Annotated in this window: 19 protein-coding genes, 1 pseudogene and 1 riboswitch; of the genes and pseudogenes, 13 read left to right on the forward strand and 7 right to left on the reverse strand. The window is 43.8% G+C overall.

Annotated elements, in window-relative coordinates:
- Positions 1-226 (reverse strand): annotated as a pseudogene (locus K1I44_RS07670) (hypothetical protein); the annotation flags it as partial.
- An 89-nt stretch (positions 227-315) separates the two neighbouring features.
- The gene (gene phoU, locus K1I44_RS07675) at positions 316-975 is read right to left on the reverse strand and encodes a phosphate signaling complex protein PhoU (RefSeq protein WP_043965109.1); all 660 of its coding nucleotides are present in this window, start codon (positions 973-975) and stop codon (positions 316-318) included.
- Positions 976-1,112: 137 nt separating this feature from the next.
- Positions 1,113-1,157: riboswitch (PreQ1 riboswitch) on the forward strand.
- 75 nt (positions 1,158-1,232) lie between these two features.
- Between phoU and queC the strand changes: the two genes are divergently transcribed.
- The 5 genes from queC to K1I44_RS07700 all read left to right on the forward strand — a co-directional run bounded on the left by queC (position 1,233) and on the right by K1I44_RS07700 (position 4,372).
- Positions 1,233-1,898, forward strand: a complete 666-nt coding sequence (gene queC, locus K1I44_RS07680) for a 7-cyano-7-deazaguanine synthase QueC (protein ID WP_003396747.1) — start codon at positions 1,233-1,235, stop codon at positions 1,896-1,898.
- The gene (gene queD / locus K1I44_RS07685) at positions 1,895-2,332 is read left to right on the forward strand and encodes a 6-carboxytetrahydropterin synthase QueD (RefSeq protein ID WP_219985793.1); all 438 of its coding nucleotides are present in this window, start codon (positions 1,895-1,897) and stop codon (positions 2,330-2,332) included. Before queC ends, queD begins: the two co-directional genes overlap by 4 nt.
- A complete protein-coding gene (queE, locus tag K1I44_RS07690; RefSeq protein ID WP_219985794.1) occupies positions 2,332-3,054 on the forward strand; it encodes a 7-carboxy-7-deazaguanine synthase QueE in 723 nt (240 codons plus the stop codon). Before queD ends, queE begins: the two co-directional genes overlap by 1 nt.
- Positions 3,055-3,072: 18 nt before the next feature.
- A complete protein-coding gene (gene queF, locus K1I44_RS07695; protein WP_075039389.1) occupies positions 3,073-3,564 on the forward strand; it encodes a preQ(1) synthase in 492 nt (163 codons plus the stop codon).
- A 118-nt stretch (positions 3,565-3,682) separates the two neighbouring features.
- On the forward strand, positions 3,683-4,372 hold the full coding sequence (locus tag K1I44_RS07700) for an oxidoreductase (protein ID WP_255573313.1): 690 nt from the start codon (positions 3,683-3,685) through the stop codon (positions 4,370-4,372).
- Between the two features lie 15 nt (positions 4,373-4,387).
- Here K1I44_RS07700 and K1I44_RS07705 read toward each other — a convergent pair whose 3' ends face one another.
- Together K1I44_RS07705 and K1I44_RS07710 are read right to left on the reverse strand one after the other, a co-directional pair.
- On the reverse strand, positions 4,388-4,564 hold the full coding sequence (locus K1I44_RS07705) for a YkvS family protein (protein ID WP_021095653.1): 177 nt from the start codon (positions 4,562-4,564) through the stop codon (positions 4,388-4,390).
- An 88-nt stretch (positions 4,565-4,652) separates the two neighbouring features.
- Positions 4,653-4,994 carry a hypothetical protein gene (locus K1I44_RS07710; RefSeq protein ID WP_219985796.1) on the reverse strand — a complete coding sequence of 114 codons (342 nt, stop codon included), beginning with the start codon at positions 4,992-4,994 and terminating at the stop codon, positions 4,653-4,655.
- A 147-nt stretch (positions 4,995-5,141) separates the two neighbouring features.
- Here K1I44_RS07710 and K1I44_RS07715 point away from each other — a divergent pair, with 147 nt between their 5' ends.
- Complete coding sequence (locus K1I44_RS07715; RefSeq protein WP_235341054.1) at positions 5,142-5,336, forward strand: hypothetical protein; 195 nt, start codon at positions 5,142-5,144, stop codon at positions 5,334-5,336.
- On the opposite strand, the gene K1I44_RS07720 is transcribed toward K1I44_RS07715, so the two are convergent.
- Positions 5,263-5,787 carry a sigma-70 family RNA polymerase sigma factor gene (locus K1I44_RS07720; RefSeq protein ID WP_219985797.1) on the reverse strand — a complete coding sequence of 175 codons (525 nt, stop codon included), beginning with the start codon at positions 5,785-5,787 and terminating at the stop codon, positions 5,263-5,265. The two genes, K1I44_RS07715 and K1I44_RS07720, sit on opposite strands and share 74 nt — an antisense overlap.
- Positions 5,788-6,043: 256 nt before the next feature.
- Between K1I44_RS07720 and K1I44_RS07725 the strand changes: the two genes are divergently transcribed.
- Both K1I44_RS07725 and K1I44_RS07730 read left to right on the forward strand, forming a co-directional pair.
- On the forward strand, positions 6,044-6,286 hold the full coding sequence (locus K1I44_RS07725) for a YueH family protein (RefSeq protein WP_219985798.1): 243 nt from the start codon (positions 6,044-6,046) through the stop codon (positions 6,284-6,286).
- A gap of 21 nt (positions 6,287-6,307) precedes the next feature.
- Positions 6,308-7,564 (forward strand): ATP-binding protein, encoded by a 1,257-nt coding sequence (locus tag K1I44_RS07730; RefSeq protein ID WP_219985799.1) that lies wholly within the window; start codon positions 6,308-6,310, stop codon positions 7,562-7,564.
- 19 nt (positions 7,565-7,583) lie between these two features.
- On the opposite strand, the gene K1I44_RS07735 is transcribed toward K1I44_RS07730, so the two are convergent.
- Positions 7,584-8,186 (reverse strand): nitroreductase family protein, encoded by a 603-nt coding sequence (locus tag K1I44_RS07735; RefSeq protein WP_219985800.1) that lies wholly within the window; start codon positions 8,184-8,186, stop codon positions 7,584-7,586.
- Between the two features lie 117 nt (positions 8,187-8,303).
- On the opposite strand from K1I44_RS07735, the gene K1I44_RS07740 reads away from it, so the two are divergent.
- The 5 genes from K1I44_RS07740 (at position 8,304) to K1I44_RS07760 (ending at position 10,686) form a co-directional block, all read left to right on the forward strand.
- Positions 8,304-8,612 (forward strand): winged helix-turn-helix transcriptional regulator, encoded by a 309-nt coding sequence (locus K1I44_RS07740; RefSeq protein ID WP_003396716.1) that lies wholly within the window; start codon positions 8,304-8,306, stop codon positions 8,610-8,612.
- A gap of 57 nt (positions 8,613-8,669) precedes the next feature.
- Positions 8,670-8,873 (forward strand): DUF1659 domain-containing protein, encoded by a 204-nt coding sequence (locus K1I44_RS07745; RefSeq protein WP_003396714.1) that lies wholly within the window; start codon positions 8,670-8,672, stop codon positions 8,871-8,873.
- Between the two features lie 12 nt (positions 8,874-8,885).
- Entirely contained in the window at positions 8,886-9,101 is a 216-nt protein-coding gene (locus K1I44_RS07750) for a DUF2922 domain-containing protein (protein WP_219985801.1), read from the forward strand.
- 70 nt (positions 9,102-9,171) lie between these two features.
- The gene (locus K1I44_RS07755) at positions 9,172-9,315 is read left to right on the forward strand and encodes a YvrJ family protein (RefSeq protein WP_219985802.1); all 144 of its coding nucleotides are present in this window, start codon (positions 9,172-9,174) and stop codon (positions 9,313-9,315) included.
- Between the two features lie 81 nt (positions 9,316-9,396).
- Positions 9,397-10,686, forward strand: a complete 1,290-nt coding sequence (locus K1I44_RS07760; RefSeq protein ID WP_219985803.1) for a globin-coupled sensor protein — start codon at positions 9,397-9,399, stop codon at positions 10,684-10,686.
- 1 nt (position 10,687) lies between these two features.
- On the opposite strand, the gene K1I44_RS07765 is transcribed toward K1I44_RS07760, so the two are convergent.
- Positions 10,688-10,855: a hypothetical protein gene (locus K1I44_RS07765; protein WP_219985804.1), complete on the reverse strand. Its 168-nt coding sequence runs from the start codon at positions 10,853-10,855 to the stop codon at positions 10,688-10,690.
- Positions 10,856-10,857: the final 2 nt, after the last annotated feature.

Genomic DNA, 10,857 nt, shown 5'->3' on the forward strand with positions numbered 1-10,857 from the left:
TGTCCATGGCAGCGATGTCATCTTTTGTGGCCATACGTTGCTCAATGCTAATGATGTCATCTTTCGTGGCCATCGTTTGTTCGATGTGCTCGATTCGCTTGTCCATGGCAGCGATGTCATCTTTTGTAGCCATGCGTTGCTCAATGCTTGCGATGTCATCTTTTGTAGCCATGCGTTCACGCAACAATGCGAGCTCATCGAAAATACGTTTGAGCATATCATCCATGTTTACTCACCTCCCCGAAAAAATTATATCATCACATGAAAAAGAAATCGACAAAAAAAGGATGCCCCCAATGGGAGGCACCCGAATGTTTAATAGTTTAAATCAATGCGAATTCCTTTGACGCTATATAAAATATTTTCAGCGATATTTGTCACATGGTCGCCAGCGCGCTCTAAGTTGCGCGTGATGAACGACAATTGTGTAATTTGGTTTGTAAACTCTGGCTTTTCGCTCATTAAGTCAATTAGTTCTTGAATAATTTTCCCTTGTAATTCGTCTACTCGATCGTCTTCAAGCGCAATGCGTTTCGCTTCCTCAACGTCATCGTTATGGAACGCATGAAGCGCATGATCTAACATTTCGTTGACGATCGCCGCCATTTCAGGAATGTGGACGATTGGTTTCACATGCGGTTCTGTGCCGATAAATTTGACCGATTTTGCGATATTGACCGCAATGTCACCAATGCGCTCGACATCAGACGAAATTTTCAGCGCAACAATTAACCGACGTAAATCAGATGCGACTGGTTGTTGTTTTAAAATCGTCATAATTGCCAGTTCGTTAATTTCGCGCTCGAGTTCGTTAATTTTTTTATCGTTTTCGATAATTTCATCTGCTTTTGTAATATTTTGCGTTTGTAACGCTTCAATCGATTCGTGTAGCGCTTGTTGGGAAGCGGATACCATCGTCATTAATTTTTCGCGCAGTTGTTGAAGCGCCGCATCAAAAGTTGAACGTTTTGTCATGTTGAATCACCTAACTTTTTTGTTGTTATTATATCCTGAAAACAGTTCACAAATAAAGCATAATTTTTTTATAGAATGAATATATGTTTTATGGTATATTGTTAGGCGTACAATTGAAGAAGAATTCTGCGCATAGCGCAGGAGAGGTTCTAGAACACCCTCTATAAAAAAACTAGGGATCGCTATGTCCGTAGGGGGATAGCTTTTTTGTTTTAGAACGCTCTTTCTTCTCACGATGTTAGAAAGGGGAGCGAAAGATGAAAAAAGAAAAAGCAGTCGTCGTGTTTAGCGGCGGCCAAGATAGCACGACTTGTTTATTTTGGGCGAAAAAGCATTTCGCTGAAGTCGAAGCTGTAACGTTCGATTACAATCAACGCCACCGGCTTGAAATTGACGTTGCCGCATCGATCGCAAAGCAGCTGGAAGTGCCACATACGGTGCTTGATATGTCGCTATTACATCAACTAGCGCCAAACGCGTTAACGAGAAGCGACATCGCGATTGAACAAAAAGAAGGAGAGCTGCCATCGACGTTCGTTGATGGACGCAATTTATTGTTTTTATCATTTGCAGCCGTGCTTGCCAAACAAAAAGGGGCACGCCATCTCGTCACAGGGGTATGCGAAACAGATTTTAGCGGCTATCCAGATTGTCGCGATGTATTTATTAAATCGTTAAACGTGACGCTCAATTTAGCAATGGATTACGAATTTGTCATTCATACGCCGCTCATGTGGCTCAATAAAGCGGAAACGTGGAAGCTTGCCGATGAGTTGGGAGCGCTTGAATTTGTGCGCACGAAAACGCTCACGTGCTACAACGGCATCATCGCAGACGGCTGCGGCGAATGCCCGGCGTGCGTGTTGCGCAAGCGAGGTTTTGAACAATATATGAATGAAAAGAAAGGAGCATATGCGCAATGATCCAACAAATTTATCCGCAAGTGATACACCCGTTTCGCTATGAATTAAATAAAGATATGCAAATTGCTGCGGCGCACTTTATTCCGCATGAAGCGGCCGGGCAATGTGCGAACATGCACGGACATACGTATTTTATAAACATTACTGTTGCAGGTGACGAGCTGGATGATTCGGGCTTTTTGATTAACTTTCAACAGTTAAAAAAGCTTGTGCACAACCGTTTTGATCATACGGTGATGAACGACCATAAAGACGTATTTAGCGATACAGACGCTGAACATTTTCCAACGACAGAAGTGGTAGCGCGAAAAATTGCGGAAATCGTTCAAGAACATTTAGATACGTTGCCGAATAAACCGACATGCGTTCAAGTGTTTGTGCGGGAGTCCCCGACAAGCTATGTCGTATATCGTCCGAAAGCAGGGAAACAATAATGGAGCGCATTCCGGTCATTGAAATTTTCGGTCCGACGATTCAAGGCGAAGGAATGGTCATCGGACAGAAAACGATGTTTGTCCGCACGGCAGGATGCGACTATCGTTGCCGTTGGTGCGATTCGTCGTTTACGTGGGACGGTTCAGCAAAAGATGAAATCAAACAAATGACGCCCGAACATATTTGGCAACAACTGAAACAACTTGGCGGGGACCGTTTTAACCATGTGACGATTTCAGGCGGCAATCCTGCGCTGCTTAAAGGGCTTTCGGCGCTCGTTGCCCATTTGAAAGAAAAAGGGGTGCGCATTGGATTAGAAACGCAAGGAAGCGTATGGCACGATTCGTTTGACGATATCGACGATTTAACGATTTCACCAAAGCCGCCAAGTTCAAACATGGAAACAAACTTTGCGACGCTTGATATGATTATGGATCGTTTAGCTACGCATCGCGGACGGGTGAGCTTAAAAGTCGTCGTGTTTAACGATCAAGATTTTTCTTATGCGACGTATGTGCATCAACGTTATCCGTCCGTTCCGTTTTACGTGCAAGTAGGCAACGATCATCTACATGAAGTAGACGATGTGACCCTTCGCCTAAACCTATTACAAAAGCTTGAATGGCTCGTTGAACAAGTCACACAGTCTAAACATATGAACGACGTTTGTGTATTGCCGCAACTGCATACGTTATTGTGGGGCAATCGCCGCGGCGTATAACTAAAGGAGGAGAAAGCGATGAGAAAAGATGAAGAACTACAAGGAGTCACGCTTCTTGGAAACCAAGGGACGAAATATGTATTCGAATACAGCCCAGACATTCTTGAAGTGTTTGATAACAAACATCCTGATCGCGACTATTTTGTAAAATTTAACTGTCCGGAGTTCACGAGCTTATGCCCTAAAACAAATCAACCAGATTTTGCTACAATTTACATTAGTTACATTCCTGATAAAAAATGTGTTGAAAGTAAGTCGCTCAAGTTATATTTATTTAGCTTCCGCAATCATGGTGATTTCCATGAAGATTGCGTCAATATTATTATGAACGACTTAATTCGCGTCATGGAGCCACGCTATATTGAAGTGTGGGGCAAATTTACGCCGCGCGGCGGCATCTCCATTGACCCGTATTGCAACTGGGGTCGCCCGGGAACGAAATATGAAAAAATGGCGGAATATCGCTTATTAAACCACGATTTATATCCGGAAAAAGTGGATAATCGCTAAGAAGGCTGGCTGATAAGTCAGCCTTAAAAAATTCATAAAAGAATAGCTAGTTTTTTTTCGCAAACGGGTATATAATGACAAATTGTTACGAACCTTTTTTTGTTTGGGGGGTCTTCATTTGAGACAAAGAACAGCTCTTGTGATCGGAGCAAGCGGGTTAGTCGGAGGCGAGCTTCTCCAACGATTGCTTCGCTCAGAGCATTATGAACGGGTGACGGTGTTTGTTCGAAAGCAACTGGCGTGCGAGCATGAAAAATTACAACAAGTTGTCGTTGATTTTGACAACATCGAACAATACGAACAATATTTTCATGTCGACGATGTATTTAGTTGTTTAGGGACGACGATGAAAAAAGCAAAAACAAAACAACAATTTATTAAAGTCGATTACGAATATACGTTGCGAGCGGCAAAACTAGCGGAAAAATGCCACGTCAAAACGTTTTTATTCGTTTCTGCGATCGGGGCGGATCCGCATTCGATGTTTTTTTACAATCGCGTCAAAGGAGAAACGGAAGAAGCGTTGCAGCGGCTTACGATTCGCTCGTTACACATTTTTCGCCCATCGTTATTAACAGGAGAGCGACAAGAGTTTCGCCTCGGTGAAAAAACAGCGGAATGGCTTTCTCACGGTTTTTCGTTTGCGTTCGTTGGCAAATGGGAAAAATATAAACCGATCGCTGCAAAACAAGTGGCGGAAGCAATGTATTATGCTGCGCTTTCAGAAAAACAAGGAGTATACATTTACGAATGTAGCGAAATGAAAGGTCAATGTGAACAACAAAGAGGGCTGTCTCATCAACAATAAGCAGCCCTCTTTTCGTTACTCTACAATTTTGTAGTTTTTATGGTTGACGACTGTTCGTTCTTGTAAGTCGAGTTCTTTGTAGTTATCCATGTACGTTAAGTCGACAATAACTGAATTTTCGTTTACTTTTTCAACGATTCCCCGCAACCCATTTTTAAATTCAATGACATCGCCAATTTGCGCTTTTTTCATTGAAAATCCCCTTTACTTTTGAATTTTTAAACCTTTTTTCTATTTTGCATGATTTTTCCTCGTTCGTAAAGGGCATTTTCAACTATTTTTAACGATGTGGCCCATACGGCATGTACGGCCACATCGGTGCCCCGCAACCGCCTGGCATCATGTGTTGCGGCATCATTTGTGGCATCGGCATTGGCTGCATTTGTGGCATTCCTGGCCACATCGGTCCCATCGGCATGCCACAGCCACAATCGCTCGGCATCATTTGCGGCATTTGTTGTGGAATCATTTGTGGCACCGGCATCGGTTGCATTTGTTGCGGCATCATTTGTGGCATCGGCATTGGCTGCATTTGTTGCGGCATCATTTGTGGCATCGTCTGTGGCATCGGCATCATTTGTTGATCTAATCGGAAATCTTCATACATATTCCAGTCATTCATCGTTCATCTTCCTTTCTTTCATTTAGAATCCACCAACATTGTATGTGCATTTTTTATAGACGTGTGTCAATATAACAAAATTAGGCATTCACACATTGTATTGACATGTATCGTTCAGCGCGTTAAAACAAAGAGGGAGGGATGAACGTGACTGAACAAGAAGCGAAGCAACTTCTTCAACAATTGCGCACACGCGACATTCCGCATGTGCTTGTAAAAAAAGAACATTTTTTAACGTTTCGTCATGTGCTCGTCCAGCAAGAAGATTTTAAACATTTTCGCGGCGTCGCCCAGCGTGGCGGCGATGTCGTGTACTACTATATGGATGAGCCGCGCAGTTAACGTATCGTTTAAGCTTTTTGACGGCGGACAGGCGCCATTGTTTTACGGCATTTATACTTACGCCTTCTTCGTCGGCAATTTGTTTTAACGTTTTTCCTTCGATCACATGACGAATAAGCCATATGCGCTCGCGCGGCGTTAAATATTGCAGCGCATCTTCCCATACGATGTTGGCAAAAAAATCGACATCTTCTTTTAGCACATATTCTTCTGGCAACGGAACATATGTGTTTTTCGTTTCTTTGCGCAGTTGTGATACGATGCGCCAGCGAATCATTTTAAATGCGAACGTACAAAAGGACCCTTTCGTTTCGTCGTATCGCTCATATGCTTCCCAAAGCGCGATTAAACCGATTTGCATATATTCATCGACATGACGGCGAATATGCAACTTGCGAATCATATAGGAAATGAGCGGGCGATATTGCTCCACGACCGTTTCAAATGACATGTGTGCTTCCTTTCCCGAAAGCGCGCTCTCGATGATTCCGCGGTACATTTAGCTTATCAAAGCGGCTCGCTTAGCGCGAATCGAAAAATAGTCCGAACGAACGGTTGACATGTATGCATATACATTATATTCCTTAAGGAAATGGGGAAAATGGGGCGGAAAACGGCGGGAAAATGGAGCGTTTACTAAAAAATGTTTTGAACAATGGAAAAATTTTGTGATATGATAATAAAAAATGGAAAGGCATGAGTGAGAGATGAAAATTAGAAAAGCAACGATTGATGAACGATCGTCACAACAAAACGTGTACATTTATGAAAATAAAAAAGAGCAATATATCGTTGTTGCGATTCCGTATTTGGAATGGTCTGTGCAAGTGACTTATGCCGATTTGGCCAACATTGAATCACGTTTACAACAATCGCTTGCGAACGTATTAGAAGAACAATATATTTCACCGCTTGCCATGAAGCTCGCCCAATGGATGCGGGAAATGTAAAAAGAAAGGTCTCGTTGTCAAATGAAATACGCCGTTTTCCTCTATGTTATTGTTAGTTTCGCTTGGATCATATTGACCGACTTGTATGTAGACAAATTGCCTATTCCACAACATATTGCACCGCACGTACAAACGATCAAAGGCTCGCTTTTTGTCGTGCTATCGGCGGTATTTATGTATATCGCCTTAAAAAAACATCGCGCGTTAAAGCAAATGAGCGAAAGGGAGCAAGAATTGTTGACGCTCATTCATGCGATGCCTGATTTCGTATCGTTTAAAGATGGACAAGGACGCTGGCTAAGAGTGAACGAATTTGGGTTGAAGCTATACGGGCTCGAGCATGTCAATTATAAAGGAAAAACAGATGCCGAACTGGCGGAATATACCCCTCATTTTCGCGAAGCGTTACTTTATTGCATCGATTCGGACGAAGAAGCGTGGCGGGCGAAAACGGTGACGCGTGCGGAAGAATCGTTTTCAATGCCAAACGGTGAAGTGAAAACGTTTGACGTCATTAAAGTGCCGCTATTTTACGAAAACGGAAAACGAAAAGGGCTTGTCGTCATCGGGCGCGACATTACGCAACAAAAAGTGGCGGAGCAGCTGTTATTGAAGAAAGAAAAACTATCGGTCATCGGCGAATTGGCGGCAGGCATCGCCCACGAAATTCGCAACCCGCTCACATCGATTAAAGGCTTTTTACAAATGATGAAAGAAACGAAACAAGTAGATGAGCGGTTCGTGCAAATTATGTTAGACGAAATTGAGCGCGTGAATCAAATCGTCACCCAACTTCTCGTGCTCGCTAAGCCGCAAATGAAAGCGTATAAACCACTTCATTTAAACGATGTCATCGATTACGTCATCGAGCTGTTTACGTACGAGGCGATTTTGCAAAACGTGCAAATCAAATACGGACCGCGCACGACAGCGATCGTGTACGGCGATAAAAATGAGCTCATTCAAGTCGTCGTCAACGTGGTAAAAAACGCACTCGAAGCGATGCCGAAAGGGGGAGTGCTTACGATCGCAACGGGAGACGAAGACGATCGCGTCCATCTTGTTATTGAAGATACAGGAAAAGGCATTGAACAAGAACGGTTGAAACATATCGGGGAACCGTTTTATACGTTAAAAGAAAAAGGCATGGGTCTCGGCTTAACGACGAGCATGAAAATCGTTCATGAACATAAAGGAACGATGCACATCGAAAGCAAAGTCGGCAAAGGAACGAAGGTTCATATCGTGTTGCCGCTTCATAAAAATGACCCGTCGTAACAACGGGTCATTTTTATCATCATTGTATCCATGTCGTGAGCTCATCAATCGGTAAACGGTACGACGAATGGGCAGGAGCGGCCGCTTTTCCAACCGTAATAAGCATAACAGGGACGTACCGGCTTGGAATGTTGAAAGCGTCCATGAACGCTTTCGTGTCGAAGCCGCCGATGGCGCACGTATCAAAGCCTTCCGCTTTCGCTGCCAACATGAATTGCATGGCAGCTAACGACGCGTTTGTGAAGGCGGCGTCGCGGGCATATTGCGCATTCGTATAGGCGCTTTCAATTTGTTTAGCGAGCGTTTCTTTAATGTCTTTCGTCATCTTTCCTTCTGCAACGAGCGGATCGTACACCGCATCTGTTTTTTGATGAGCTTGTAAGTCCCCGAGCACCGCAACGACAGCTGATGCATCAACGATTTGTCGTTGTTTGTAGGCGATCGGAAGCAGTTTTTGTTGCGCTTCTTTTCCGAAGATGACGACGAAATGCCAATGTTGCAAATTCCAAGCGGACGGGGCTTTCCCTGCCGCCTGTAAAAGCTCCGTTAATTGTTCTTTTGAAATTGAGGCGTTCGGGTCATATTGACGAACCGATTTTCGTTGTTCAATAACTGAAAGCATATATATCCTCCTTGTTGTAAACCAAAATAATGTTTCTTACTTTTTGTTAGTTACAGATGTTATATTAATTTAGTTACATTTTGTTTGTCAAACTTTATGCATAAAGGTGATGAATCGATGGAACATTCGCACGTTTGTCCGAAAATTGAAGCGGCATTTCAACTGCTTGGGAAGCGATGGAACGGACTTATTATTCACGTCTTATTTCGCGGTCCGCTTCGTTTTAAAGATTTAGCAGAAAGCATTCCCGACATTAGTCAAAAAATGTTGACGGAACGACTAAAAGAATTGGAAGAAGAACAAATTGTCGTTCGCCACGTATACCCAGAAAAACCTGTCCGCATTGAATATGAACTAACAGAAAAAGGGAAAGATTTGCATATCGTAATGGAAGCTGTCCAAACGTGGGCAGAAAAATGGGTGTAGTCCCTAACCTTTTGCGGCCGTCGTTGCGATAGTAATAGGTGAAAGGAGGGGAGAGGCGTGATTCAACGTTCACAACTTCGGTTAACGTTTGAAGTCGGGGTGACGGAAACGGGCAAGCCGATGTATAAAAATAAAACGTACGTCATTAAACCGAACGCAACGGAAAGCTCGCTCGTCTCTGTCGCTCAAGCGCTTGCCTCTTTGCAAAGCGCTCCGCTCGTTCACGTATATCGCACCGATGTGCACGTATTAGGCGAATAGGGGGGATAAGAAGTGAAAACGCTCGAATTGCAGTTTGTAAATGAGGAAGGAAAGACCGTTCGTTTGACGATTGACGAACCGCGTGAACATGTGACGCAAGCGGAAATTGCTAACGTGATGGACGTCATTATTGCCGCAAACGTCTTTCCATCGAGCGGAGGCGACTTGATTGCGAAAAAGGGAGCGCGCCTCATTGACACAACTGTGACACAATGGACGTTTGCTTAAACGGTGCAAGGTGTCCCGTAATCGGGGCACCTTGTTGTATATAAGTTAAAACAGGAAGGAAGGAGAGAAGATGGAAGCGTATTTGTCGATTCTTTCCGATGTCGGTTTTCCGATTGCGGTGACGTTTTATTTGCTGCATCGGATTGAAGGCAAATTAGATGCCGTCATCGACTCGATTCGTACGTTAGGCGAGCAATGGAAAACACCTAGCTAAATGGGTGTTTTCTTTTTATTTGCAATTTGTTAACATAAATACATAAACAAGTGCTTTATGTGAGTTAAGGGGGATCATCCATTGTTTAAACGAAAACAACAGCGCAACGACCAACTTGAAGCGATTTTACAAATGAAAGAAGAACCGATTCGTCTCCATGATACAACGGTGCAACGCCAGCTTGCGCTCATTGGCATGACGACAAAAGATGTCGCGATTTTACGCTATGTTCAGCCATACATCGAAGCAAACATTGCGCGCATCGTTGACGCGTTTTACGGTGCGCTTCAAAAAGAAAGCCATTTGCTTTCGATTATTCAACAACATAGCTCGATTGATCGATTGAAGCAAACGTTAACGGTGCACGTAAAAGAAATGTTTAGCGGAACGATCGATGAAGCGTTTATTGAAAAAAGGCGTCGCGTTGCTCAAGCACACGTCCGCATCGGCTTAGAGCCGAAATGGTATATCGCTTCGTTTCAACATTTGCTTGAGGAAATGTGGGAAGTGGTCGGTGAACATTTTGAACGTCCATCGTATGTAAGGGCGGTTATGAAGTCAATCGCAAAAATGTTAAACGTTGAACAACAGCTCGTGCTTGAACAATACGAACGAGAAAGTGAAGCGCTTCGGATGCAAATGGAAGCGTTAAAGCAGCAAATGAAAGAGCAAGTGAAATTGTCGCTGCAACAGCTCAGTCGTTTGTCTGAAGAAGTAAGCGCTTCCGTCGCGTCGCTGAACGCGCAAGCAGCCGACATTTCTAAAGCGGCGCAAGAAGCGTCTGCTGTGGCGCTTGCGAACGCGGAAAAGTCAACGACAGGCAAGCAGCGGCTCCAAACACAAGTGGAAAACATGTTGCACATGGACGAAAAAATGAAACAAATTGAAGCGAATATGGACAAGCTTCAGGAAGCGATGCATGAAATCGAACATATTGCTTCACTCGTCACATCCATTGCGGATCAAACGAATATGCTCTCGCTCAACGCGTCCATTGAAGCGGCGCGGGCAGGGGAGCACGGGAAAGGGTTTGCGGTCGTCGCTGATGAAGTGCGCAAACTTGCGACGCAAACGAAACAATCCGTCGCTGACGTTTCGCGCGTATTAAGTGACATTCAATACCATCTCGCTACGATGGCACAATCACTACATGAAACGTCACGTTCGATGACCGACAGTGCAAATCGAATAAAAATGATTGACTCGTTTTTCGATGAGTTTGCTGCTGCGCTCGAACAAATTTGTCAATATAGTGTTCGCATTGACGATGAAATGAAAGCGTGCGTACAAGCGGTGGGCGACATTCATGAAGCGATCGCGCACGTCTCCGCGTCAGCAGACGAGCTAGAAGGACTAGCGAGTGAATTATAATTTACTTTTTTGTTTTTTCCTCATGCTTTTCGATTTTACGAATGTATTGTCTCGGTTGAAACGGCTCATAATGTCTTTCGTTTACCGTCGCGTAAATGGAAGGCTCAATTTTTTTCTCCACTGTTTCATAGTTATCGATCATGATGGTCAACATAAGGAAAAGAATCATCG

It is taken from the genome of Anoxybacillus sp. ST4 (genome assembly GCF_019448545.1).
Classification (GTDB): domain Bacteria; phylum Bacillota; class Bacilli; order Bacillales; family Anoxybacillaceae; genus Anoxybacillus; species Anoxybacillus pushchinoensis.